We start from the raw sequence: 25,270 nt of genomic DNA, 5'->3' as shown, positions 1-25,270 counted from the left end.
GTCAGACAGACCGTGTCACGGACGCAAGAGAATCAGGACTTGCGAAACAACTGCGTCAAACCACCCAGCAGGCTGCTGGCATCGGTAATGTGAGATGGGTCAAACTGACCATTGGGGCTGGCTTGATTGATCAAGGACGGCAGCATGATCTTCAGATTATCCAGCACGCTTTGCTGATTCAAACCCGACAGGTCCACCAATTGCTTGATGGCCGGTTGCCCCATCACGCCCAGCAAATCCTGCTGGCCGATTTCCTGATTGCTGCCCTGCGAAATCCAGGACGACACCACATCGCCAAACCCGCCCGAGCGAAAGCGCTCGATCAGGCCGCTCAAACCGCCTGGATAGCTGCTGATGACTTGAATCAGGGCGGGCAACAAGGCGCCCTGCTCTTTGGATTTGGAATCCGTAGCCGACAAGGCCGACACAACAGAATTAAGCAAACTCATTATTTTTCTCCCCAATGCACGGCCCCGCGCGTGGGCAGGTGCTGATATCAGGCCTCATTATGCCGCGACAGGCCGCCAGGCGGGGCGGATTAATTGTCAAGGTGGGTCAATAGATCACTGGCGGAAAGGCCCTATTGCCCTGGGCTGGGCCTACGCTACACTGGTTTCTCAATAGTCCGGCATCCCCCACAGACCGACTCCATGGAGACCCTGGAATGACGCAAGCTTCCTATACCGTCCTGTCCTCTGAAGAGACTGCTCGTGCCCTGCCTTATCCTGAACTGGTCGCCCAGCTAGGCAAAGCCATGGCCCAGTATGCTGCTGGTACTATCGTCGCCCCAACCCGTCAGGTTCTGGACTATCCCAAAACGGGGCAAATGCTGTCCATGCCAGCGGTTTCACACGATATAGGTGTTCATAAACTGGCTAATGTGATGCTGGACAACCAGCGGCAGGAACTGGGCAGTATCCAGGGCCTGGTCAGCGTCTACGACGCCCAGAACGGTTTGCCGCTACTGATTCTGGATGCACCCACCCTATCCGAACGCCGTACTGCAGCAGTATCCATGCTGGGTATTCAAGCCCTGTGGCCCCAAGGGCCGGAGCACATCACTTTGCTGGGGTACGGACAACAGGCTGTCGCACATTGCGATGCCATCATGACGCTGTACCCCAAAGCACGTGTCACCCTGACAGGCCGTAACCCAGACCGTGCACAGGCTGTGGCCACATCCTTGCAAGCCAGATTCGGGGACCGGGTCCAGGCCACCACGGCTGTTCCGGAAAAAACGGATGTACTGATCGCCCTGACCTCCAGCCTGACACCCGTGTATCACGAACCCGCACGCCTTGATCGCTTGCTGATTGGCTTGGGAGCCTTTCAACCAGATATGGCCGAGTTCGAGGCCCACACCTTGCTGGCCAGCCGTCTATATGCCGATGATGTCGCCGGCGCCCGCCAGGAAGCAGGCGACCTGATCCAGGCCGGCGTGGACTGGGAGCAAGTCCACAGCATTCACCAGGCGCTGCGTACCCCAGCCCCCAAAGACAAGCCCTTGTTCTTCAAATCAGTAGGCTCGGCTGCATGGGATTTGGCAGCAGCACGTTGTGCCCTGCAGCATTTAAACCAAGCCTAAATACTTAGGCTGTTAACTAGCTGACTTCACACGCCAAAGCGCGCCCAGAGTGTTACTCTGGCGCGTACAATCCCTTACAGTCACTTACCGATCTCTTTTTGCCGCCCTACCCATGACTTCTACGCTCCCTCCCACCGAAGACGATCCGTATCAGATCCAGTCCAAGTTTGAAATTCTGCGTGTTTTACGGGCTATCGAAAAAGGGGGCCTGTTACTGCACATGGAAGCCAATCAGGGCAATGACCGGATTGTCACCACCATTCTGGATATTGATCTGGACAATAACGTGGTGGTGATTGATACCGCCAACAAAGAAGAAAAAACCCGCAATCTGCTGCAGTCCGAACACACCCATTTCGAGACCTCGCTGGACAAGATCAAGGTGACGTTTCAGGGCCCCACCCCAGAGGTCGTGTCCTACGAAGGTCAGCCAGCCTTGGCGATCCCGATCCCCGAATCCATTCGCCGCTTGCAGCGACGCGAGTTCTTCCGCGTCAACGTACCCGTCAGCGAACCGGCCATGGTGATCTTGCGCTTGAATAACGAGTCCAAAAGCTTTCTGCTGCACGACATCAGTGGTGGCGGCTTGTCTTTGGTGGACGAATCGCAAACCCTGGCAGAGGTGATCGGCACGCATAAAACCGAATCCCTGCTGGAACTGCCGCAAGCCGGTTCTTTTGTTGTGGCGCTACAAGTAGCGCGTACGGAAACGCAGCAACTGCCTAATGGCAAACAGATTCAACGTTTGGGCTGTACCTTCATTGATCTTTCTGCCTCCACGCAGATGGCAATTCAACACTACATCGGCCGTCTGGAGCGCCAGCAGATCGCCAAACAGCGCGGTCACGGCTAATTGGATGCTTGGGACATCCCCAAATCACCGGGGGTGTCCACATCGCGCAAGATCCCCTCATCCACTAAAGGCACAAACAAGGTCTGATCCTTGTTGGCCTGCAACAAGCCACGCGCGCCCTGCTCGTCAGGAAGCTCCAAAAGCGGCTGACGCCATTCCAGACCAAAGCCCACAGGATTGCCGGGCTGGCCATTCAAAACGGGACGCACAATCCCGGCCCCATCCTGCACCGCCTGAGCCACCGCCGCTACGGTGCTTGGCCGCAACCAAGGCATATCCGCCAGCAGAACGACATAACCATAACGGGGACTGCAAGCGTGGATCCCGGCTTTCAGGCTGACACCCATACCGCGGATGGCCTCAGGTGCCTGAACAAATCTGACCGGCAAGCCACTCAGCTCCCGACGCAAAATCTGCTCATGGACATCACAAACAAGCAGCACTTCATCAAGCACGGACAAAGCCGTCTCACAGACGCGGCGCACCATCGTTCTGCCATCTTCAGTCTTGGCCAATAGCTTCAACTGCTGGCCCGACGGATCGAACCGCCGACCCAGGCCCGCCGCCAGAATAATGCCCGCCACTCCAGATACATGCTGCTGCCCTGCCATCCTGGCTCCTTTTGAGCTTTGTAATGTCCCGTCAAAAATACCTATTGCTTCGTTCACTAGACTAATAGAAAGAAGAGTGAAGGGACAAACGTGGTTGAAGAGCAGTGGTTAGTGGATAAAAGAAGTCTCTTTGAAGACGCCATTCAGTCGGCCTGCTGGGGTGTCCGGGCTGAGCACTTGCCGGTGCTGCGCACCGGTACCCTAGTCAGGAGATAGCTACGGGCGCATCCTGAACTCGCGGGGTGGTTCGTCCCCCGGACGAACCACAAGCGTCCCGCTCAAACAACAGGATGCTTGCACCCCTACGCTATCTCCTGCCCGCGGCAAGTACTCTGATCCGCCCTGACACCCCAGCAGGCCGACTGAACGGCTCACAAAGGCTTTTTCTCTACCAAGTCCTTGTTAATTCCTTGAAAAATAGGGCTTCTTTCCTTTCACCCTCCTCTGCCAGTGCCGTTTGGGCTTTAAGCAGTGTCACATGTTTTCTTGTGCGGCCCGGGTACGGCTTGGCGGGCGAGTCAGGGCTCTTGCCGCAGGCAGAGTGCTGGGGCGGGATGCAAGGGTCGTGCTGTTTGAGGAGCACGCTTGCGGTTTGTCCGGGGGACAAACCGCGCTCCGAGTTCACGACCCGCCCGCCCCGGCACTCTGACAAGGGAACCCACGCGCAGCGTGGGCAAGGGACCCGCCAAGACAAGCCGTACCCGGGCCGCACAAGAAAACCATCCACCGGCCTCACACAAAGCCCAAACGGCACGTCCAGAAGAAAGCCCCCCAAAAAAAACGACTCCCCCCGCAACCCTTTAACCCAACACTTAAAGCTCAAAAGAGCAAATGCACGCCGTTTAAAAACCCCGACCAAGGGTTTAAAACCAACAATATCAATTTGACACATCTGCTATATTTTTCCGACACAGGCCAAGGTACCACCCTTCATTAGCCCTGCCCCGATGCAGCAACAATGAACGCCCCACTCTAATCAAACTGTTTCCTCTACCTCAGGGGCCATCCAGTGCAAACAATATCTCGCGCCATCAACACCTGCTCAACAATGAAACCAACGAAACTGTGTGCCGCCCTGGCGCTTGTCATTGCCCCACTGTCTGCTCAAGCCCTGGAAGACAGAATCATAGAAAACGCCTCGGGACGCCCCGTCTTTATCGCGCGTTTTTTTGAAATTGGCGATGGTCCGTTCGACAACCAGGGCAATACGTCCTACTGGAGCTGGCAAGGTCATGGAGCCTACAAAAACGAGATCGTTGACGGCTTGGGCTATTGGGCTGAAATACTCCAGACCCAAGGTAACAATCCCCCAACCATTATCAATATAGGTACGAGTAATGTGTCGGGCAACGCCTACGGTGGCTCACCCGAAGCCAATGACGGCCAAAGTGCGTTAACGCAAATGCAGCAAAATATCTTCGGCCTGACGCCAGCGGCAGGCACGCTGCCATTAGGTGGGCATGGGTTTTTTGGCCTGGGCACAGACGACTACGCAACAAAACCGGCGCTTACACAAACACCCCAGACCGGTAAAGACAGCGTACTCCTGACGGCCATTCACGAAGTTGCTCATGGCCTGGGTATCTTAAGCAGCGTAGAAAACAGAGGCGATGACTATGACATACGGCCGTATTTCACAAGCCAGCTGAGTAGCTGGACGCAACTGCTAAGGGACGACAACGGTAATCCAGCACAGGCAGGACAGAAAGTTCTGTGCAATGGCTGCAACACCTCTTACGACCCTGATGCCTTCGATCTGCGACAGGACAAGGGTTTTCTGGTCGGTGCCAATATCGAGCAAGTCCTGGCTGGAGGCCTGCAGGGCGTGCCCGTCAAGATACTGGGGGAAAACGGCGACGTAGATGACAACTTCATGAGCCACATCGAACTTCGAAACAGCGTCATGAGCCACCAGAATTTCCGTAACTATTCGGGCTTCATGGAAGCTGAACTGGCCGTTCTGCAAGACCTGGGCTACACCATTGACCGGGGCAACTTCTTCGGGCGCTCGATCTACGGCGATGGCCTTGAACTGGTGAATACACAAGGCTTCTTTGCCCGCAATGCCCAGGGCACCCACTACCTTCCAGGTCAGTACAACCAATCCACTTTAGGCTTGGGCCTGCATATCTATGGCAGCAATAATCAGGTCCGACAAGCCGCTGACCTGCTGGCAGCAGGATCAGGCGGTGCAGGCATACGGGTCGATGGCGAGAACAACACTCTTGTCATCGACCCAGGCGTCAGAATCTACGCAGATGGTTTGAACGGGCGAGGCATTCAATTTGCCTACGGACGCGGACACACATTGGTTCATCGTGGCGATATCCAGGCTACTGGCCCTCAGGGTGTAGGCCTGCGTTTCGATTTTGGCACCAACTCGCTAGGCAACGAGACCGAGCGACGTGGATCCTACATCCGTAGCAGCGAGGGCAGCAATGAAGCCCTGCTCCCCGAACTGAACGGCCCCCTGGTTCAACAAGCCGACATCAGCGGGCGAGTTGCAGGTCAAGAAGCGGCCATCCTGATCTCTGACAATGCCTACGTTGAGCGCATCAACCTGATGCAAGGCGCACAAATTGAAGGCGATATAGTGTCGCATTACGCAGAACGCGACGACAACAACAAGCTGCGTCTGACTACGCTGTCCTTTGGTCAGGCTGCCAACAAGATGGGCCGCAGCATTGATCAGCCCGATGCCACATTCCACTTGAGCTACGCCGGCAACATCACCGGCAAAGGCAATCTGGCCCTGTCATTTGACGGCGGCACAACGCAACTGAACGGCACCTTGCAGGTTCACAGCGCCACCATCAAGGAAGCGGCAACCTTGGGCGGGAATGCCAGCTTCGATCTGGCCAGCGGCAATGCTCTGATTAATGCCGGCACCCTGGCGCCCGGCAACTCCGTCGGACGCATCAATGTAAATGGCAACTTCCAACAAACAGCAACAGGCCGCCTGTTAGCCGAGTTTGATGGTAAAGGCGGCCACGACACCCTTGCCGTCAGTGGCCATGCTGACCTGGCCGGCACGCTGCAACTGACGCCCGCCGCCGACTGGTATCAAAACGCCTGGTCCGTCGACACAGGCTCGTTTGTTGAAGCAACCAGCTACAGCGGCAGCTTCGGCACCACTCAAATCGCCTCCGTATCGCCCACCTTGCAATTTGACGTTGCTCCTTTGGGTAATGAGCGCTATCACTTGTCGGCCACGCGAGCCAACAATGCCTATAGCCAGTATGGCCGCGACGAGAACCAACAAGAAGCCGGCCAAGCCTTGTTCAAACTAGCCGCCGCTGGGCCAGCATCCGCACAAGGCCTGTTCCAGACGCTCGACTTCTCCGCTACCGACGGCTCCCAAATATCCGCCGCCCTGGACCAGATCTCACCGGCAGGCTACAGCGCTGCAATGGCCGGCTCCCTGATGCATGAGCGCTCGATCATGCAAACCGCCCGCCAAGGCCTGAGCCAAAGCATGCTGCGGCCCGGTACTGACTGGCAGGGCTACGCCTTGGTATTCGGTGCCAGTGGCGATCAAAACACGCGCGGGTCCATGCTTGGCTACGATGCCAACAGTTATGGCCTGATCGTTGGAGCTGGACGCGCCCTGGAAACGGCCCCCGACTTCGCCGTGGGAGCGCAGCTGGATATTTCAGACCTGTCGGTCAAGCCGGATGCCCCGTACTCCGGCAAGAGCAAAGCCACCGCGTTCGGCCTTGCAGCCCATCTGCAATACCGCCCCGGTGCTCGGGAAGGTCTTTTTGCATTCAGCGGGCTGCGCCTGGGTCTGGAACAAGCCGATATGCGCAGGCAAATTGCCATTGGAGACTACCAGGCCACGCACTCGTCTGACTGGACAGGACGCAACCTGTCGATTGACGCCGGCACAGGCTACCTGTGGCAGTTGGACCCATCCTTTTCTGTCGGACCCTTTGCCAGCATGAACTATGCCCTGGTGTCCCGCCCATCGGTCGACGAATCTGGCAATGCGGCCACTCGACTTCATCTGGACAGCAAGCGCGTAGACGCCTTGCGCTCCAGCCTGGGGCTGACGGCGGAATGGAAGCGCGCCCTGGCTGATGGCAGCAACTTGGCCGTGAACGTTGACATTGGCTGGAATCACGAATGGCTGGATCGCGACCTGACTCAAGCTGCCCGTTTCGCCATTGCATCCACAGATACGACGTTCAATACCCGCAATAGCGTACTGCCCCGCGACACGATGAGCCTGCGAACTGGCCTGATCTGGCAACGCAGTGAGCGTCTGTCGATTGGCACCAGCATCAGTTCACAGTTCGGCGGCGGGTATTCATCGCTGCAAGGACAGATGAATCTGCGCTGGGCGTTTTAAAAACAGATGGCCTCACACGGACCTGAACAGCAACTATAAAAAAGCCCCCGAGAGTCGTTCGACTCCCAGGGGCACAGGTCCGACAGCCTGCCCCCAAGCGGCAGACTACCGATACTCGATCAAAGTCCGATCAACTTCATTGCTTCTTCACGCGTTGCCACGGTGGCGTACTTCTGACGCATATCGAACAGGTTCGCCTCGTGTGGGCCAATCGCACGGTCACCCACGCAATCCGATACCACCAAGGGACGGAAACCCAGTTGCATCGCATCGACCACGCTGGAGCGCACACAACCACTGGTCACGGCACCGGCAACCAGCAGTGTTTGCACACCTCGCTGGGTCAACCACGCCGCCAAGGGCGTACCGAAAAACGCCGACGGCACATTCTTGCGAACGATGAACTCACCGGGCGCAGGAGCCAGTTCCGGCACAATATGGCTGTTGTGGGCGTCTTCGGTCAGACCCAGCATGCCGGGCACTTTGATGCTGAAGATGTTGTTATCAGCGCCATCGTCGGCATACACGATACGCGTATGCGCCACTGGCCAGCCCTGTTCACGCGCCGTTGCCAACAGCTTCTGTGTGTTCTCGATAGCTTCAGGAATATTGCCGCCACCAAACACGGCAGGATCCGCAAAGCCATTCACCAGATCAATAATCAACAAGCCGTAAGGAGCTTTAGGCTCCAATGTCGACCCAAACCCTTGTTGAGCGTAAACCGCTCCCTCATTCGTACTCACCAACGCCTCCGTCCAGTACTTTGCCATCACGCACGACAGCGCGGCCATCCAGGCTGACCGTGCAATTGCGCAAAGGAATATCAATGTGGCATGCGGTTGTGCGCTTGCCGCCAGCTTCATTGTTCGGGCCCAGGGAGAACAGGAAGTTACCCTCGAACGCACGCGCATCCATGCCAATGGTGTTCTCACGCGAGTACAGACCCAAGGTGGACCAGTGAGCGCGCGGCTGCAAACCCCAACCAATGTGGGAAATGGCATAACCTTCGGGATCGTTGAAGGTCTTCATGTATTCGTCCAGCAGCTCGGCTTCGATACCACCTTCAATCTTGGTGGCATAGCCGTTTTCCACGGTCAGAATGATCTGCTCGGTAGAGTATTTCTTCTGTGGCAACAGGATGTCGCCCTTGTCGATCACGATGGTGCCGTTAGTGCCCAGCTCGTTCGGCCAGGTCAGCACAAAACCGCTGGGCCAGTGGTCCCAACGACCGGGCTCATCCACAAAACCGTATTCACGAATCGCCGGGAATTCACCCAGCGGGCAACGCAGGTTCGTACCGGCAGGAGAGGTGATGCTCATTTCCTTGGCGGCCTTGATCAAAGCGGCCGCCGCAGTCACGCGTGTACGATCCGCTTCCGTTGGCACCGTGCGAACCAGAATTTCTGGTGGCTCCACGGCCAGCAGAATCTTCGTGCCCGACTTCAGAATGTCGATCTGCTCGGGCGAGAACAACAGGGTCATCAAGTCCAGCACCAGATCACTAGCCTTCAGGGCTGCAATCGCTGCTTCGTTACCCGTCAGCGGGGTCGTACCCAGGTAGGCCAGCGAGTCACGGCTCAAGGCTTTTTCCGCGTTGACCGGCAACAAGTCCAGGCGATTCACAATTGCACCCATGGACTGAGCGGCAATCTGCGCACACTGCATGGTTTGCGGGTGCGTGGTCGAGCTGGTCAGCAAGGTCACGGTTTGACCGGCCTGCAGCTTGGACAGGCGTAGCACTTCTTGCCATGCCTCGATAAGTTGGTAATCACTAACTGCCATCTTGTCTCTCCTTGTGAAAGGTTCCGACACTGACGCGGAACCTTTGCATCACGACGGGCCGCCCGTGCGGCCCTTTCAACATCACACCAAACGCTGGCCCAGGAAGTCACCGAAGGCTTCGTAAAAGCCTGCTTCGTTATCCCAAGGAATCATGTGACCGGCATCAGGCACGCGAACGTGCTGAACGCCAGGGGCCAGCTGCTGAATCTCGGCCACATCTTCATCACGCACCACATCCCCGCGCTCGGCTGTCATCAGCAAGGCGGGCACGGTCAAATGCGGGAAGTCGACATGAATATCGTCGGTATGAAAGCCCTCAAAGCTGGCCAGAATCGCAGGCTCATGGCAGGTGTGCAGCCACTGGGCACGCAATTGCAATTGCTCTTCGGTCCAGGTCGGGCAAAAGGCACGCATGTCTTCTGCGGTGCAGCCTTTGCGAGCCATCGCCATGGAATCCACGTACCAGGGCAACTTGGAGGGATAAGCGCGACGACCTGGGCCGGACACTGGCGGATCAACCATCACCAGACGGTTCAGGCCATCGCTGTTCTTGTGAGCGGCACGCAAACCAATGCGGGCACCCATGGAGTGACCGACCACGATGTAGTCCTTCAGGCCCAGCGCCTGAGCCAGTGCGATCAAGTCATCCGCCTGCGCATCCAGGCTGTAATCCATACCTTCAGCCGCTTCGCTCAAACCGCGACCACGTACGTCCTGAATGTAGGTATCAAAGTGCTTGCCGAACTGCTCGCCCACAAAGCCCCAGGTCACAGCCGGACTGGTGATACCAGGAACAATGATGACGGCTGGGCGCTGATCGCGACCCTCGCTGGAACCACCGTAACGCAAGTAATGCTGACGAATGCCATTGGCATGAACATGGCCGCCGTAAAGAAAGGTACTCATTAATCTGTCCTTGGATTGAAACCGTCAGGCCCTAAGCCCGACCCATGAAAACTGCTGCTGCCTAGGCCATTTGAGGCGTAGCAGCCAGCGCGGCCCGGACCACATCCGGTGTAAAAGGCACCTGCCGAAAACGTCGGCCAGTTGCATCAAACAAAGCATTGGCAATGGCCGAGGCACAGGGTACGGAGGCGGATTCGCCCGACCCCATAGGCGGCTCGGACTGCCTGTCCATCAAAATCACCTCTATGGGCGGGATACGCGGGAAATCCACAATGGGATAGGCACCCCACTCCGCACTGACTACGCCCTGTGCGTTAAAGCGCACCTGTTCATACAACGTGCGGCTCAAGGACTGAATCACATTGCCGTGAATCTGGTGGCGCACACCGGCCGGGTTCACCATCTGCCCGGTATCCTGACCCACATAAATCTTCTGCACGTCGATCACGCCCGTTTCTATATGGACCCGCAAATCCAGTAACCAGGCTGACCAGGCCGCCCCGAAACCAGGGAACTTGCTGTGTATATAACGGGCATACGACAGACCACGGCCATACAAATAGCCCTGCTCATCCGGCTGCCCGCGCGAACCACGCTGCCCAATCTGCCAGTGCCCCTTATCCGCCACCGCCTGCAGCAGCTCCTGAGCACGTTCATCCTGATCCAGATAACGCAGGCGATAGGTCAAGGGGTCCACACCCGCTTCCACTGCCAGCTCATCCAGAAAGCAGTCATGCGCAAAAGAGTTGGGCATGGCCGACACGCCGCGCAACCAGGAAGCGCGCACAATCGCGGGCATGTCCTGACACACAATGCGCTGCTTGGGATAGCTGTAAGGCGGTACTGCCGTGCGATCCCCCATTTCCAACTGACGGGGGGCCGCCGACTCCCGCCCCGTCAGCAAGAGCGCCAGGTTCGGCGCATCGTTGGAGGGGTAATGGGTCACAAAATCGTAATGACGCAGTTGCCCTTGGGCATCAATGGAGCCTTCGACATCCATCAACTGAGCAGCGCCTTTAGGCTCCCAGCCGTGCTCTTGTTCTCGCGTCAGTTGCACACGCACCGGCGCACCTACGGCTCGGGACAAGAGCAAGGCATCCGCACACACATCGTCAGCACAATTACGGCCATAGCAACCGGCCGCTTCGTGACGGATGATCTCCAGACCGGCCTCGTCCTCGTCCAGCAACTGGCTCAAATGAACGCGCAACATATGCGGGTTCTGCGAGCCTGACCAGATCCGGCTATGACCGGGCTGATAGTCCGCCACCGCGCAAGACGGACCAATAGAGGCATGGAGTTGAAAAGGCCAGACATAGCTACGCTTCAAGCGTTTGCCTTCTGGCGGCAGCTCGTCAAAACCCGGCCCTTTATCGGCCAGCAAACGCTCTGTCATGGGCTGACGACGAATCAGCTGCTCCAGATTGCTCATATCCTCCAGCGGAGGAATCGCTTTCCAGCGCACTTTCAATTCGCGGGCAGCACGCATAGCGTGTTCTTCACGACGCGCGACCACACCAATAAAGTCGCCAATCACCACGACTCGCACATCGTCGCCAATATGACGGATGGACTCCTCGTCCACAGACTCCAGGCTGCAACCGATGAAGTCGCCGCTATCACGCCCTATATAAGGAGGACGCACAACGCGGCCATGCAACATACCGGGCACGCGCACATCGTGCACATACACCCACTGCCCTGCGACCTTGCCCGGAATATCGACACGCGCCTGGGCTGTCCCTACAATGCGCAATTGTTCGGCCGGTTTGGTGGGAGTTTCTTTATCCAGATAGGCCCGCAGTTCCAGACCCTCCAGCAGTTTCCAGTAAGTCAGGCTACGCTCGTCCGGGGCAATGATGGTACCGTCTTCCACGCGTAATTGTTCGGCAGGCAGTGTCCAGCGTTCTGCGGCCTGTGCCAGCAGCAATTGACGTGCCTGAGCCGCCGCCTTGCGCAGCGGCACAGCATGAATCTGAATGGAAGCACTGGCGATGGTGGGGCCTTGATTGGGCACCGCATCGGTATGACCCAGCACCATTTGCACGCGTGCCATGGGCACATCCAGCTCGTCGGCCACAATCTGACTCAGTGCAGTTTGAATGCCGGTACCCAGATCCACGTGCCCATTAAAAGCGCGCACCCAGCCCTGTTCGGACACGGCGACAAAGACATCGTCGTGCGCCTGCAAATACTCGGACACCACGCCGGGCTGGCCGGGCGAAGGCTTGGGAGGCCGCGCCGGTGCCGCTAAAATCAGCAAGGTGCCAGACGCCCTGAGCAAGTCTTGCTGCTGGTGGCGCGGCGCATCGTAAGACATCACACTCTCCTGGCTGGGCTTTATATAAGGGGCTGGAAACCGGCCATCAGGGCTCCATCCCTGAAAACCTGCCTGAAACGCCCCCTGGCAAAACATTGATTACTAGCGTACACGCCCTAATAAAAACAAATGCAGTGCGCTTCAACCCATTTATCGAAACTACTATAAAGAGAAAATCAAGGGCTTAATAATCAGTGTAAACCCTATATTAAATAAGATTAGACCGAATTTCGAACGGCTTCCCAAGAGGGCTTTGATTGATACCTCAAGGGAGTAGTAGAATCTATTTACTCGATAAATTAAAGTGTATACACTTAATTTAAGCATATCAATACCGAGCTGATAAAAGCACCGCACACGCTGTCCGACAACAAGGTGCGATCTACCAAAGGTGAAACCCATGAACCCTTGTACTCGCCCGCACACCTTGCGGGTCAATCAAGAGACCCACATCATCGAGGTGGAACCCGATACGCCGCTGCTTTATGTATTGCGTAACGACCTGGAACTGAATGGCCCCAAATTCGGCTGTGGCCTGGGTGAATGTGGCGCCTGTACGGTGCTGGTCGATGGTGTGGCCGCCCGCTCCTGTGTTGTGCCTGTCAGCCTGGTAGAAAACCGTCAGATCACTACCTTGGAAGGCTTGGCCCGGAACGGCCAGCCTAATGATGTTCAGCAGGCATTTATTGACTGCCAGGCCGCACAATGCGGCTATTGCCTCAATGGCATGGTCATGACTGTGCAGGCCCTTCTGGAACGCAATCCGCAAGCCACCGAAGAGCAAATTCGGGACGAGCTGCGCTATAACCTGTGCCGTTGCGGCACACACGTAGAAATCATGCAAGCCGCTGTACGCGTCGCAAAGGCCCGGCAATGAGTCATTCAGTACAAGACCTTTCCCGAGCGTTATGGCCGGAACTGCCTGCTGGCACCAGCCTGCTGCATGGCGCTGTTGTGCGGCCTCCTTACTGGTCGTACGAGAACGGGCAGTATCTGGGTGCTGAATTACAGACAGTAAACCAGCAGGCCGCCCTGCAAGTGCCTGGTGTCGTGGCCTGTGTGCATATGGGCAATTTTCTGGGTGTGCTGGCGGTGCAAGCCGAGCAGGCTCAGCAAGGCGCTGCTTTGCTGGATGCACGTTGGGCTACGCCCGTAGCGGCAAACCAGGCTACGCTTCCAGCGAATGAGGATGTTGCTGCTACGCTTAGCACCCCCGATCAAAGCTATGAATGGCAATCTGCCGCCGAGCATCAGGAGACTGCCTGGGCCCGTGCCTGTTATCACGACAAACAGCTTTATGTTTGGGCGCATACGCAGCGCCCCGCGGCCCTGCTGATTGAGCTGCAAGCCTTGAGCGGCCTGCCCAGCGAACAGATCCATTTGCAGGATATTGCCGGCAATCAGGCCGATGCTTACGACTGTGCCATGGATGCGGCAGTCATGGCCTTTGGGCGCCCCCAGGCCGTACAAGTTCGTGCCAGCCACAGTGCAGACACCATCCGCCTGAGTGTCTTTAAAGGCACTGCAGAGCCAAACGATCTGAATGCCCATTTGCGGGCCACCCGCTGGCAACTGAATACCTTGTCCGGTGCGCGCCCTTCTCTGGCGGCCATTCTTTGCGGTCAGCCAGGTTTGCCCAGCAGCGGCCCGGCCGTAAAAAGTGATTACTTCTCCGCCCCTACACCTAACTATGATGGCGCAGCCGCCAGCAGCGACCCCGACAGCCTGGCCCAGGCCACGATCTTTGCTCAAGAGTCGCAGTTCGATCAAGACTGCCACAGCCTGGGACTGGACCCCTTGGCGGCACGACTGGAACAAGTCAGTAGTCCCCAAGGTCGAGATCTTCTGCAACGGGTTGCCGAACAGTCGGACTGGTCCGAACCCTTGCCCGCCCATCAAGGCCCTTTACGCAAGGGTCGCGGGCTGGCCTACAGCCATATTGTTGAACACGTCCCCGGGCAAGCTGCACGCGAGCAGTGGTCCGCCTGGGCCGTGGATGTTAGCGTCGATACCCGCCAAGGCACACTCAGTATAGACAAGCTGACCATTGGCCACGACAGCACCGAGCTGGGCACTCCCGAGCAGGCCACGGAGTCCGCGCCTGCCTTGGCCGACCGACTGAGTCGTTGGGCGCAGCAACTGCTAAACAACGGCGTGGGCAAAGGCGGTGAAGGTCATAGCGACAGCCCCGTCAAAGAAACAGCCGACAAGCCAGCCGTTCAGCTGGTCAAACGGGAGTCTGCTGTAGGCCAGCCTTTGGCCTGGAATCAGGGCGTGGAACTGCCTGCCGCTGCCGCCATTGCCAATGCAATTTTCAATGCCAGTGGCATACGTCTGACCAGCGCGCCTTTTAGCGAACAGTCTTTGGCACTGGGCTATCAGTCCGATAAGACAGGCAGCAGCAAAAAGCGCAAAGCCTGGTGGGGAGCCTTGGCCGCGGTCGCCACCGGCACAGTCTTGAGTGCCCTGCCCTGGCGACCTGCCATTGCACCGGTCGGCCAGGTGGATACCTCCATCTTTTCAGAGCTGGCCATCGAACGCGGCCGCCTGGTTGCGATTGCGGGCGACTGCATGGTCTGCCACACCGCTGAAGGCGGCACACCCAATGCGGGCGGTCTGGGTTTGGATACGCCGTTTGGCACGATCTATACCACCAACATCACCCCGGACAAAGAAACCGGCATAGGCAGCTGGAGCTACAAAGCCTTTGAACGTGCCATGCGCGAAGGTATTCACCAGGACGGTCGCCACCTGTACCCGGCCTTCCCTTACACGGCCTTTGCCAAGATCAGCGATGAGGACATGCAGTCCCTCTATGCCTACTTGATGACGCAAGAGCCGGTGAAATCCGAAGTGCCTGAAACCAAACTGCCCTTCCCCATGAATATGCGGCCTTTGGTAGCGGGCTGGAACCTGCTGTTTCACCGTGATCCGAATGCCTACGTGCCGGACCCCACGCAAACCGTGCAATGGAATCGGGGCGCGTATCTGGTTAACAGCAGCGGACACTGTGCGGCCTGCCATAGCCCGCGCAATATGCTGGGAGCCGAGAAAGGGGGTGAAGCGAATTTCCTGGCCGGTGGTTTTGCGGACAACTGGGAAGCGCCTGCACTCAATAGCTTGTCCAAAGCTCCCATCCCCTGGACAGAGCAGGAGCTGTACCAGTACTTGCGTACCGGCTATTCGCCCCGTCATGGTGTGGCAGCAGGGCCAATGGGACCGGTCGTGGCGGGTTTGGCAGAACTGCCTGAATCCGATGTCCGCGCCATGGCGCATTATCTAAGCAGCCTGAACCCGGTCAAGAACGAACAAGAACAAACGCACGCCGCCCAGGCCGCGCTTTTGGAGCAGAACAGCCGCAGCAATAAGGAAGTGATGTTGATGCCGGGTGAAAACCTGTTCAACGGGGCTTGTGCTGTTTGTCACGACCCGCGCGGTGGGCCGGTGCTATTTGGTGCCCGCCCGTCCCTGGCCTTGAACAGCAATCTGCACAGCGAGCATCCGGACAATACGATTCAGGTATTGATGCACGGCATTACCCGTCCGGCACAGCCTGCTCTGGGCTCCATGCCCGGTTTCAAGAACAGCATGAATGACGAGCAGATGGAAGATTTGCTCAACTATATGCGCGCGCGCTTTGCTCCGGACAAACCAGCCTGGACAGGACTGAAAGACAAGATTGCAACCATACGGGAGCAAAAGGGACACTTGTAGACCGGGCTGGTCCGCAGATAGTGTTTAGATAAGGGGTAAACGAACCAAAGGCGGCTTCAAGTTTTCACTTGGCCGCCTCTGCTTCATGGTGCATCGCCTTCAGACTTGGCCCAGGCCAAGCCCAAAATCCCAGCCTGGCCCGGACTCAAAACCCATCAGCCGGAAAAACCACCGGCCTCCAGGAACTTCTGCTCTTCCGCCGTGGTAGTACGCCCCAGGATCGAATTACGGTGCGGGAAGCGCCCAAAACGCTCCACCACATCCAGATGCTCCTCAGCGTGGTCCAGCCAGGGACGGCCAATTTCCTGATTCAGACGCACGGCCTCTTGCTGATCGGCCAGGTTCTCTGCATGGGAATACGGCAGGTAGCAGAACACCCGACGCTCCACCGGAATCTGTTTATCCAGCCCCTTGGCCACCATTTCCTTGGCAATCGCCAACCCCTTCTCATCGGTCGCATACATGCGCGTGGTATTGCGAAAAGAGTTGCGCGGAAACTGATCCAGCAGAATCAGCAAGGCATAGGCTCCTTCTGCCGTCTGTGCCCAATCATCCAGCTCGCCCTTGGCCGCACGTTCGTGCCAATCCAAAAACCGTTCGCGAAATTCCCGGTCAAAGTCATCGGACTTGCGAAACCATTTCTCTGGCCCTGATTCAACCCAGAAATCAATCACTGCCTGAGGATTGGGACGTGCATCTGCCATGGTGTTCTCCTGAAGCCGGTCTGGCCTCCAATACGGGGAGGCCCGAAGTTAGACGGACAGGTAAGTGCGCCGCACTTGCTCGTTGGCACTTAATTCCTGCATGGCGCCACTGTACCGTATTTGCCCCTTTTCCAGCACATAAGCCCGATCCGACACCAGCTCGGCAAAATGCAAATTCTGCTCGGACAGCAAGATGCTGACACCGGCCTGCTTCAGCTCCAGAATCATGTGCACCATCTGCTCCACAATCACGGGAGCCACGCCCTCGGATGGTTCGTCCAGCAAGACAAGATAAGGATTGCCCATCAAGGTGCGCGCGACGGTCAGCATTTGTTGCTCGCCCCCGCTCATCTGCCCACCGGGCCTGTCCTGCATTTGACCCAGATTGGGAAACAGGCTGTACAAGCGCTCGGGCTGCCAGTGCGGAGCTGCTGTACCATCGGGCCAGCGCCGTGCTGGCTGACGTCCCACTTCCAGATTTTCCGTGACGCTCAGATCGGTAAAGATACGCCGGTCTTCGGGCACAAAGCCCAAACCCGCACGTGCGATTTCAAAGGGCTGCTTGTCGTGAATGGCCTGGCCCATGAATTCAATATGACCGTCGCAGCGCTCCATCAAACCCATAATGGATTTCAAGGTAGTGGACTTGCCCGCACCGTTACGCCCCATCAAGGCGACCACTTCACCACGTCGCACGGTCAGTGACAGGTCAAACAAGATATGCGCGGCACCGTACCAGGCATTCAAGCCATCCACACTTAGCAAAGGCTGCTTGTCGGCCACGCTTGTGGCAACCCGCTCAGAACCGGCTACTAAATCCTGCGTCATGCTGGCTCCTTGTTCTCGAATGTTTTGCCTGTGCCAAAGTACACCTCCTGCACCTTGGGATGCTGACGGATATAGTCTGCATCCCCTTCTGCCACCAGCCGACCACGGGCCAGCACCAACATACGGTCCGAGTGCTCGAACACCACGTCCATACTGTGCTCGGTAAACAGCACACCCATATTGCGTTCGATCACCAGTTTTTTGGTCAGGCGCATCAGCTCATTACGCTCTTTGGGTGCCATGCCTGCCGTGGGTTCGTCCATCAGCAAAAGACGGGGGTCGTTGGCCAATGCAATCGCCAGCTCCACCCGCTTCACGTCCCCGTAAGCCAGCTCGCTACAAGGGCGTTCAGCCTGCGCCAGCATACCCACCTGATCCAGCAAATCCAGCGCACGAGCCCGTTCGAACTGAGCCGCCCGACGCCAGAAGGAAAACAGTTTTTTCTGATGTGCCAGCAAGGCCATCTGCACGTTTTCCACCACCGTCAGAGACGCAAAAGTCGCAGCAATCTGAAAGGTACGGCCCACCCCCAAGGCAGCAATCTTGCGCGGGGCCAGCCCTACCAGTTCCTGATCGCCCAAACGCACTGACCCGGCTGTAGGCGTCAATTGCCCGCCCACCATATTGAAGGTGGTGGTTTTGCCAGCCCCATTGGGGCCGATCAAGGCCAGGAACTCTCCGGCCTGCACATCAAACTCGATACCGTCTACGGCCAGATTGCCGCCAAACGCTTTTTTAAGACCTCGTACTTGCAGCAAACTCATGACGATGCCTCCGGTGCTACGCGGCGATGCGCCCAGCGTTTGAAAAAGCCGGCAATACCCTGCGGGAAAGCCAGAACCAGCAGCAGAATCACGCCACCGAACAAGGCGCGCCAATACTGTGTAATGCCCAGGAAGAAATCCTGTAGCAACGTGAATACGGCTGCACCCACCACTGGCCCAACCAGAGTTTGCAAACCACCCAGCAAGACCATGACCAAGCCATCCACGGACTTGTTCACTGCGATCACTTCAGGCGAGACGCTACCTTTGGAAAAGACAAACAAGGCACCGGCCAGACCAGCAAACGTACCTGCCAGAATAAAGGTCAGCCACTGCACACGCTTGACGGGGATACCAATGGCCTCGGCCCGCAAGGCCGAGTCCCGGCTGGCACGCATGGCGTAACCAAAGGGGGAGAACAAGATGCGACGCAACAGGAAGGCCGCTGCCACCACCAGCAGCAAGGCAAAGTAATAGTAGCGATCACCCGACAGCCACTCCGCAGGCCAGATACCGACCACGCCATTGGAGCCACCCGTAAAGCTGTCCCACTGATACACAATCGACCAGATAATCTGTGCGAAAGCCAGGGTCAGCATAGCCAGGTAAACACCGGACAGACGCACGCAGAACCAGCCAAAGATCAGCGCACCCAAGCCTGCGACAGCTGGAGCCAGAACCAGGGACCAGCCCATGGACAAGGCCGCCGCCTTGAACAACAGGGCAGCCGCATAAGCGCCTAGACCAAAGTAAGCAGCATGACCAAAGGAGTTCATGCCCCCTGGCCCCATCATGAAATGCAGGCTCAAGGAGAACAGGGACAAAACCAGAATATCCAGAGCCAGCACGGGTGCGTACGGGAACCAGTCGCTCATCAAAGGCAAGGCCGCCATCACACCCAGAACCACCAGCACCATGATCTGGAACGCTCCACTACCAGCACGCAGGGGCGCTTCGATAGGAGCCGAGTTACGGCTGACAGCTTGAGCACGCCCGAACAAGCCCCAGGGCCGGAACACCAGCACCACGGCCATGAAGATGAATTCCACCACCAGCGTCAACTTCGGAAAGGCAAAGTCCACACCAAAGAAGGTGACCGTGCCCAGCGCAATACACAGGGCTTTCAATTCAGCGACGATCAGAGCAGCCACGTAAGCGCCGGGGATGGAGCCCATGCCACCGACCACCACAATCACAAAGGCATCCCCAATCACGCTCAAGTCCAGCAGCAGATTGGCGGGCTGACGCGGCAATTGCACAGCACCACCCAAACCCGCCAGGAAGGCACCCAAGGCAAACACACCCGTAAACAACCAGGCCTGATTCACACCCAGCGCACCCAGCATTTGTCTGTCGTGGGTCGCGGCGCGCACCAGCACACCCCATCGGGTACGGGTCAGCAAGAGCCACAGCAAGCCCAGCACCACCGGACCGATCACGATCAGCACCAGGTCATAGACCGGGAAGAAGCGACCTGCAATAGAAATAGAGCCGTTCAAACCCGGAGCCAGCGGCCCCAGCAGATCTTCCGGCCCCCACACGGCCAAAGCGCCATCATTAATCACCAGCACCAGGGCAAAAGTGGCCAATAACTGGAACAGCTCGGGCGCTTTATAAATACGCCGCAGCAGCACGATCTCCAGCAAGGCCCCCAAGGCGCCGACCAGCAAGGCCGCCACAATCAAGCCTGCCCAGAACCCCAGCGCCGAGCCCCCCATGAACTGCACGGTGGAGTACGCCATGTAGATGCCCAGCATATACAGGGAACCGTGTGCAAAGTTGACGATACGTGTCACCCCGAAGATCAGGGACAAACCCGCCGCCACCAGGAACAAAGACGATGCCTCGGCCAGCCCGTTAAGGAACTGCACCCATAAACCCGATAAGGCCATTACTGCCTCGCGTCAGAAGTGGCGCGCCAGACGGCGCGCCGATCTACGAAATACTGCGTTGTTGGAATTATTGATTGGCCGCGGCAGGACGCCACTGGCTGACTTGCTCATCCGTAGGCTGTACATCTTTGCCATCGGCGTAACGGATATTGGTCATGATGCCCTTGCCGTCTTGTTTGGCCAGCACACCCACATACGCCCCCTGCGTGGATTGCTGATCTTGCGTACGGTAAGTGATGGGACCAAAAGGTGTGACCACATCCAGACCACGGAAGGCTTTGATCATGGCTTCCGTGTCGGTAGAACCGGCTTTTTCAATACCGGCGGCAATCGACACAATGGTGCTGTAGCCAATAATCGTGCCCAGGCGTGGGTGCTCTTTGTACTTGTCCTGATAGGCTTTCAGGAAGGCATTGTGCTCGGGCGTGTCGATGGCGTACCAAGGGTAGCCTGTCACAATCCAGCCTTCTGGCGTTTCTTCACCCAAGGGGTCCAGATACTCCGGCTCGCCAGTCAACATGCTGACTACTGGCAAAGCAGGGCTGAAGAACTGGCGCTGATTACCGGCACGAACCAAACGAGCCAGGTCGGACGCAAACAGCACGTTAAAGACCGCATCAGGCTTGGCTTCGGACAAAGCCTGCACTACGGCACCAGCATCGACCTTACCCAGAGGAGTAGCCTGTTCAGCCACGAACTCGATATCGGGCTGGGCTTCTTTCATCAAGCTCTTGAAGGTGGCAACAGCGGACTGACCGTACTCGTAGTTGGGGTACACAATGGCCCAACGCTTCTTGTTCAGCTTGACGGCTTCGGGCACCAGCATGGCTACCTGCATATAGGTAGAGTTGCGCAGGCGGAAGGTATAGCGGTTGCCATCGGCCCAGACGATCTTGTCGGTCAACGGCTCGCTGGCCAGAAAGAAAACTTTTTTATGCTTGGCAAAGTCGGTAATGGCCAGACCGATATTGGACAAGAAGGTCCCGGTCAGCACATCCACTTTTTCACGCGAGATCAATTCTTCGGCAGCGCGTACCGCATCGCCGGGATTGGAGTTGTCGTCCTTGATGATCAATTGCAGCTGCTTGCCGTGAATCCCCCCGGCCTGGTTGATCTGCTCAACCGCCAGCTCCATCCCGTTTCGATAAGGCCCCAAAAAAGCGGGCTGGGATTTATAGCTGTTCAGCTCACCAATCTTGATCACCCCCTCGGCGGCAGCGGTGGCCCCCAAGGTTTGCAACATCATCGTTCCTGCCAGTGCTACCCCTGCAAATGTCTTGTTCATTGTCTTCTCCGTGGGCTTGTGAGGCGAAACACGACTCAGCAACTTGTCTTGTTTTAGTGATTTAAAGTGTACACATGGTATTTTTGCGAGTAAATCGGCCAAGACCTAGGGATATACCCTTGAACACTTTAAACATAAAACACAGCAAGCCACGCAGAAAGCCATTAAAGCAAGGAGACCAAGAAGAAATGAGCAGAAAAAGTAGATAGCCTGAGAAGAAGAGAGCTGTCGATATACAGTGACTACACTTAATAAGCCCAGAGATTAAAACGCAACCGCCCCGCCTGGTTCCTGCGCGCGCCGAATCATGGTTTTCATAAACTGCTCCATCATATCCGGCAAAGGGGAAGCAAACGGCTAAAAACGCTAGAAAGGCTTATGAGCTACTGCTCTGGAGTCACCGCGCCAAAGTGGCAATCAGCCACTGCGAGTCTCGTGAACTTTCTGCCCCGCCGAGGGTAAATCGTATAACTGAGGGGTGCGCGTTGGGTTGAAGTCCTGCCATTGGCCATCACTCCAATTGCCGTTGGCCCATTCAATCGCGTAGCCCCCATTGCGCAGCAATTCGCGCACTAGTACCGCTTCCTCGGCCGACCCCAGACGCGCCGCCAACATGACGCCCGAAACACGATTCAAAGGCTCTTTTTCAGGCTTATGGCCACCCAGCTTCACGATCCCGCCCACCATGGCACCGATGTAAGCCCCCAAAGCCGCAAAGGCAAGCAACAGCAGCTGAGGCCAGCTTGTCATGCTCAATAACCACCAGCCCAGGGCGATCCCCAAGACGGCCCCTAGAACGACACCCAGGATGGCACCCAAACCACCTCCTCGGGCAGCCTTGTCCAAAGTTCTGTCACCTCCAATCGGATACTGCGCATGCTGACCTCCTGGTTTAAGGTAGAAAATCTGCAGATCCTGACTTTCCAAGCCCAGCCCCTGCAGGACTCGCGCAGCTTGTTGGGCCTGATCAAACGTATCGAATTCCGCCGCAATAATGCGTTCCATAACAAGGCTCCCCAATAAATGTGTTCACCAAAGAACCAGCAAGTTTCGTTCCCAAACCCCGCTTCTACTGGGGAAATCCTCTAGAAGGTTTCACCTGGAAATATCAATACCTAAAGAATTTTGACGTTATATTCTCAAGAGATAAAAAAACGTAGCCTTCCAGGCTATTCTTTTGGAGACAAGATTTTGACTTTTCCCCGTCGCTTTCCATCCCGACTGACTCTTGGCGTGTTGACCACCAGCGTCTTGCTGGCCGCCTGTGCCAGCGCCCCCTTAAGTGAGCGCAGCGTCACCATCAAGCGCGACAGCTACGGCACTCCTCATATCTATGCCGACAGCACTTATGGCCTGTTCTATGGCTATGCCTATGCCGTGGCTACAGACCGTCTTTACCAGATGGAAATTGCCAAGCGCTCTGGCTGGGGAACCGTGGCAGAAGTTCTGGGACCGGACTTCCTGGAGCTGGATAAAGTCACTCACAACAATATCGATCCGGACTCTATCCGCAAACAATTGGCCGCTCTGTCCAAAGAGGACCGCGCCATGTTCGAGGGCTATGCCGCTGGTTTCACCCAACGCGTTCGCGAGGTGAAAGCCCAGCGCGACACCTTGATGCCCAAGGAGTTTCTGGACAAAGGGTTTGAGCCTTCTGAGTGGCAGCCTGAAGACATTGCCATGGTCTGGGTGGGCCTGATTCTGAACCGCTTCTTTGCTGGCACGGCCGAAGTGGCCAACCTGAATCTGCTGGAAACCCTGAAAGCAGACCAGGGCGCGGAACGTGGTGAACAGCTTTACAAACAACTACGCTGGCTGAACGACCCGACTGCCCCCACCATTATTCCGCAGCCTGACGCCAAGGCAGCGCTGGCCGATTTGCCTACGCATTTGCAGGCTCTGTCCGCACAAGCGGCGCAGGACTACCTGCACAAGCAAGCCGTGGCCTTGGGCCCCACCGTGGCCGCAGGCACACCTACTGCCAGCAATGCCTGGTTGCTGGGCCCCGAAAAGACAAGCCACGGTCATGCCGTGCTGTACAACGGCCCGCAACAAGGCTGGTACACGCCGTCCATTACCTATAGCGTCGGCCTGCACGGTGCGGGCTACGACCTGACCGGCAGCACGGCCGTTGCCCTGCCCGCTATTTTGTTCGGCACCAATGGCCAGATTGCCTGGGGCTCCACCGTGGGTTCGCTGGACACCAATGACGTCTACCAATTGCGCTTGAAAGACGGTGACCCGCATAGTTACTGGTACAACAATGCCTGGCACCCCATGGAGCACAAGCAGGTACGCATCAAGGTGCGTGGTCAGGACGATGTGACGCTGGACGTTTACCGCGCAGCTCAAGGTTATGTCAGCAGTTGGGACAAAAAGAACAACACCGCCTACGCCAGCCGTCGCACCTGGGAAGGCCGGGAAATTGAAACCTTGCTGGGTTGGGCCCATGCGGCCAAGGCCAAGAACTGGGATCAATTCATGGCTCAGGCCTCGCGCGTCAGCGCCTCCATTACCTGGTTCTACGCCGACACCCAGAACAATATCGGTGCGGCAGCCCTGGGCCTCTTGCCCAAGCGTCCAGCCAATCAGGCGATCCAGTTCCCTGCAGCGGGCGACGGCAGTATGGAATGGCAAGGCTTCCTGAGCTTTGATCACAACCCCAAAGTGCTGAACCCGCAGCAAGGCTATATCGCCAGCTGGAATAACAAGGCTTACGGTGCCTTGCTGGCAGACAACTCCAACTTCTCCTATGTGGACCGTGTGCAGGAACTGCTGGCACCGCTACAGGCCAAACAGCGCCTGAGTGACGAAGAAATCTGGGGCATTGACTCCCTGGGTGCCCGCTCTGATCTGAATGCGCGCTACTTCGCCCCCATCATCCAGGAAGCTGCCAAGCTGCCACGTGCCAGTGCACTGGCACGTCAGGCTGCCGAACAACTGAAAGGCTGGGACTACAAGCTGCACGTGGCCAGCAATGGCAAACAGTACGAAGGCAGCGCCCCAGCCGTGATGCAGGCCTGGATGCAAGCCGCAGTGCCCGTATTCCTGAAAGGTCGTTTGCCTGACAGCGTCTACAACACCTACACACAAAGCCTGTACCCGGCCATGGATGATCCGCGCAGTGCCCAGCCCGCTGCGGCCGCCAAGCTGATCTGGAATGCCATTCAGGGCCCGGCTGCTGGTGTGCCACAAACAATTGATTTCCTGCAAGGTCGCCCGGCCCAGGAACTGGTGCTGGACGCACTGGAGCAAGCTGCTGCCTCGCTACAGAAATCACAGGGTGCACAAGCCCAGCAATGGCGTGCTCCAGCCGTATCCATGCTGTTCGCCGCACGCAATGCGATTGGGGTGCCTTGGTCTGACCCTGCGCACGAGCGCCGCATCATGCCTTATCTGAACACCGGCAGCGCCCGATTCCAGTATGTGCTGGACCCCACCGGCGTGCGCATGTGCTCGGTGATGGCTCCCGGTCAAAGCGGTTTCATCAATCCTGAAGGCGAAGCCAGCGCCCATCACTCGGATCAGTTGGAGATGTTTGCTGCCTTCAAGTGCAAGAGCGATGCCATCAGCGCTCAGGACATCGACAAGGCCAGCCAGGATAGCCAAACCCTGCGCTACTAAGCCGTCAATAGCAAACGGGGCCTGGAGCGGTACACGCTCCAGGCCCCGTTT

Annotated in this window: 18 protein-coding genes; 6 read left to right on the top strand and 12 right to left on the bottom strand. The window is 57.3% G+C overall.

The genetic code is table 11. From position 1 onward, the window contains the following. Window positions 1-32: 32 nt before the first annotated feature. Window positions 33-449 (bottom strand): YidB family protein, encoded by a 417-nt coding sequence (locus tag M2Q46_RS16095; protein WP_022983226.1) that lies wholly within the window; start codon window positions 447-449, stop codon window positions 33-35. Window positions 450-664: 215 nt separating this feature from the next. Between M2Q46_RS16095 and M2Q46_RS16090 the strand changes: the two genes are divergently transcribed. Further along, on the top strand, window positions 665-1,585 hold the full coding sequence (locus M2Q46_RS16090; RefSeq protein ID WP_302357627.1) for a delta(1)-pyrroline-2-carboxylate reductase family protein: 921 nt from the start codon (window positions 665-667) through the stop codon (window positions 1,583-1,585). Between the two features lie 112 nt (window positions 1,586-1,697). Beyond that, on the top strand, window positions 1,698-2,438 hold the full coding sequence (locus M2Q46_RS16085; RefSeq protein ID WP_035273382.1) for a flagellar brake protein: 741 nt from the start codon (window positions 1,698-1,700) through the stop codon (window positions 2,436-2,438). Here the strand turns inward: M2Q46_RS16085 and M2Q46_RS16080 are convergent. Further along, window positions 2,435-3,049, bottom strand: coding sequence for a nucleotidyltransferase family protein (locus M2Q46_RS16080; protein WP_302357626.1), 615 nt, complete (start codon window positions 3,047-3,049; stop codon window positions 2,435-2,437). The two genes, M2Q46_RS16085 and M2Q46_RS16080, sit on opposite strands and share 4 nt — an antisense overlap. Before the next feature lie 1,048 nt (window positions 3,050-4,097). Here M2Q46_RS16080 and M2Q46_RS16075 point away from each other — a divergent pair. Continuing rightward, entirely contained in the window at window positions 4,098-7,400 is a 3,303-nt protein-coding gene (locus M2Q46_RS16075; protein WP_302357625.1) for an autotransporter domain-containing protein, read from the top strand. A gap of 119 nt (window positions 7,401-7,519) precedes the next feature. Here M2Q46_RS16075 and M2Q46_RS16070 read toward each other — a convergent pair whose 3' ends face one another. The 4 genes from M2Q46_RS16070 to M2Q46_RS16055 form a co-directional block, all read right to left on the bottom strand. Continuing rightward, window positions 7,520-8,143, bottom strand: coding sequence for an N-carbamoylsarcosine amidohydrolase (locus tag M2Q46_RS16070; RefSeq protein ID WP_035275666.1), 624 nt, complete (start codon window positions 8,141-8,143; stop codon window positions 7,520-7,522). After that, window positions 8,130-9,182: a 2,5-dihydroxypyridine 5,6-dioxygenase gene (locus tag M2Q46_RS16065; protein ID WP_226349805.1), complete on the bottom strand. Its 1,053-nt coding sequence runs from the start codon at window positions 9,180-9,182 to the stop codon at window positions 8,130-8,132. The genes M2Q46_RS16070 and M2Q46_RS16065 overlap by 14 nt, the downstream gene beginning before the upstream one ends. Before the next feature lie 81 nt (window positions 9,183-9,263). After that, complete coding sequence (locus M2Q46_RS16060; RefSeq protein WP_115634365.1) at window positions 9,264-10,088, bottom strand: alpha/beta fold hydrolase; 825 nt, start codon at window positions 10,086-10,088, stop codon at window positions 9,264-9,266. A gap of 61 nt (window positions 10,089-10,149) precedes the next feature. Beyond that, entirely contained in the window at window positions 10,150-12,408 is a 2,259-nt protein-coding gene (locus M2Q46_RS16055) for a xanthine dehydrogenase family protein molybdopterin-binding subunit (protein ID WP_302357624.1), read from the bottom strand. Window positions 12,409-12,808: 400 nt separating this feature from the next. On the opposite strand from M2Q46_RS16055, the gene M2Q46_RS16050 reads away from it, so the two are divergent. Together M2Q46_RS16050 and M2Q46_RS16045 are read left to right on the top strand one after the other, a co-directional pair. Next, window positions 12,809-13,285, top strand: coding sequence for a (2Fe-2S)-binding protein (locus M2Q46_RS16050; protein WP_035273699.1), 477 nt, complete (start codon window positions 12,809-12,811; stop codon window positions 13,283-13,285). Next, window positions 13,282-16,122 carry a c-type cytochrome gene (locus M2Q46_RS16045; protein WP_302357623.1) on the top strand — a complete coding sequence of 947 codons (2,841 nt, stop codon included), beginning with the start codon at window positions 13,282-13,284 and terminating at the stop codon, window positions 16,120-16,122. The genes M2Q46_RS16050 and M2Q46_RS16045 overlap by 4 nt, the downstream gene beginning before the upstream one ends. A gap of 155 nt (window positions 16,123-16,277) precedes the next feature. Here the strand turns inward: M2Q46_RS16045 and M2Q46_RS16040 are convergent, their stop codons facing one another. The 6 genes from M2Q46_RS16040 to M2Q46_RS16015 all read right to left on the bottom strand — a co-directional run bounded on the left by M2Q46_RS16040 (window position 16,278) and on the right by M2Q46_RS16015 (window position 22,600). After that, window positions 16,278-16,826, bottom strand: coding sequence for a DUF924 family protein (locus M2Q46_RS16040; protein ID WP_045931264.1), 549 nt, complete (start codon window positions 16,824-16,826; stop codon window positions 16,278-16,280). Between the two features lie 48 nt (window positions 16,827-16,874). Next, complete coding sequence (locus M2Q46_RS16035) at window positions 16,875-17,654, bottom strand: ABC transporter ATP-binding protein (RefSeq protein WP_257112348.1); 780 nt, start codon at window positions 17,652-17,654, stop codon at window positions 16,875-16,877. Continuing rightward, window positions 17,651-18,418, bottom strand: coding sequence for an ABC transporter ATP-binding protein (locus M2Q46_RS16030; RefSeq protein ID WP_035273692.1), 768 nt, complete (start codon window positions 18,416-18,418; stop codon window positions 17,651-17,653). Before M2Q46_RS16030 ends, M2Q46_RS16035 begins: the two co-directional genes overlap by 4 nt. Beyond that, complete coding sequence (locus tag M2Q46_RS16025; protein ID WP_035273689.1) at window positions 18,415-20,310, bottom strand: ABC transporter permease; 1,896 nt, start codon at window positions 20,308-20,310, stop codon at window positions 18,415-18,417. The genes M2Q46_RS16030 and M2Q46_RS16025 overlap by 4 nt, the downstream gene beginning before the upstream one ends. Window positions 20,311-20,377: 67 nt before the next feature. Further along, window positions 20,378-21,595: an ABC transporter substrate-binding protein gene (locus tag M2Q46_RS16020; protein ID WP_115634371.1), complete on the bottom strand. Its 1,218-nt coding sequence runs from the start codon at window positions 21,593-21,595 to the stop codon at window positions 20,378-20,380. A gap of 417 nt (window positions 21,596-22,012) precedes the next feature. Then, complete coding sequence (locus tag M2Q46_RS16015) at window positions 22,013-22,600, bottom strand: hypothetical protein (RefSeq protein ID WP_226349799.1); 588 nt, start codon at window positions 22,598-22,600, stop codon at window positions 22,013-22,015. A gap of 186 nt (window positions 22,601-22,786) precedes the next feature. Between M2Q46_RS16015 and M2Q46_RS16010 the strand changes: the two genes are divergently transcribed. Next, window positions 22,787-25,219 carry a penicillin acylase family protein gene (locus M2Q46_RS16010; RefSeq protein ID WP_302357622.1) on the top strand — a complete coding sequence of 811 codons (2,433 nt, stop codon included), beginning with the start codon at window positions 22,787-22,789 and terminating at the stop codon, window positions 25,217-25,219. Window positions 25,220-25,270 lie beyond the last annotated feature (51 nt).

The organism is Alcaligenes sp. YSL9 (assembly GCF_030515105.1).
GTDB classification, from domain to species: Bacteria; Pseudomonadota; Gammaproteobacteria; order Burkholderiales; family Burkholderiaceae_B; genus Alcaligenes; species Alcaligenes phenolicus.
This window is presented reverse-complemented; position numbering and strand designations above follow the sequence as displayed.

Excerpts from the sequence above, each read along its gene's own strand:
- M2Q46_RS16040 (WP_045931264.1), bottom strand. The coding sequence starts at position 16,826 with ATGGCAGATGCACGTCCCAATCCTCAGGCAGTGATTGATTTCTGGGTT.
- M2Q46_RS16015 (WP_226349799.1), bottom strand. The coding sequence starts at position 22,600 with ATGGAACGCATTATTGCGGCGGAATTCGATACGTTTGATCAGGCCCAA.
- M2Q46_RS16020 (WP_115634371.1), bottom strand. The coding sequence starts at position 21,595 with ATGAACAAGACATTTGCAGGGGTAGCACTGGCAGGAACGATGATGTTG.
- M2Q46_RS16065 (WP_226349805.1), bottom strand. The coding sequence starts at position 9,182 with ATGGCAGTTAGTGATTACCAACTTATCGAGGCATGGCAAGAAGTGCTA.
- M2Q46_RS16085 (WP_035273382.1), top strand. The coding sequence starts at position 1,698 with ATGACTTCTACGCTCCCTCCCACCGAAGACGATCCGTATCAGATCCAG.
- M2Q46_RS16035 (WP_257112348.1), bottom strand. The coding sequence starts at position 17,654 with ATGACGCAGGATTTAGTAGCCGGTTCTGAGCGGGTTGCCACAAGCGTG.
- M2Q46_RS16055 (WP_302357624.1), bottom strand. The coding sequence starts at position 12,408 with ATGTCTTACGATGCGCCGCGCCACCAGCAGCAAGACTTGCTCAGGGCG.
- M2Q46_RS16025 (WP_035273689.1), bottom strand. The coding sequence starts at position 20,310 with ATGGCCTTATCGGGTTTATGGGTGCAGTTCCTTAACGGGCTGGCCGAG.
- M2Q46_RS16075 (WP_302357625.1), top strand. The coding sequence starts at position 4,098 with ATGAAACCAACGAAACTGTGTGCCGCCCTGGCGCTTGTCATTGCCCCA.
- M2Q46_RS16080 (WP_302357626.1), bottom strand. The coding sequence starts at position 3,049 with ATGGCAGGGCAGCAGCATGTATCTGGAGTGGCGGGCATTATTCTGGCG.
- M2Q46_RS16090 (WP_302357627.1), top strand. The coding sequence starts at position 665 with ATGACGCAAGCTTCCTATACCGTCCTGTCCTCTGAAGAGACTGCTCGT.
- M2Q46_RS16095 (WP_022983226.1), bottom strand. The coding sequence starts at position 449 with ATGAGTTTGCTTAATTCTGTTGTGTCGGCCTTGTCGGCTACGGATTCC.
- M2Q46_RS16050 (WP_035273699.1), top strand. The coding sequence starts at position 12,809 with ATGAACCCTTGTACTCGCCCGCACACCTTGCGGGTCAATCAAGAGACC.
- M2Q46_RS16060 (WP_115634365.1), bottom strand. The coding sequence starts at position 10,088 with ATGAGTACCTTTCTTTACGGCGGCCATGTTCATGCCAATGGCATTCGT.
- M2Q46_RS16045 (WP_302357623.1), top strand. The coding sequence starts at position 13,282 with ATGAGTCATTCAGTACAAGACCTTTCCCGAGCGTTATGGCCGGAACTG.
- M2Q46_RS16030 (WP_035273692.1), bottom strand. The coding sequence starts at position 18,418 with ATGAGTTTGCTGCAAGTACGAGGTCTTAAAAAAGCGTTTGGCGGCAAT.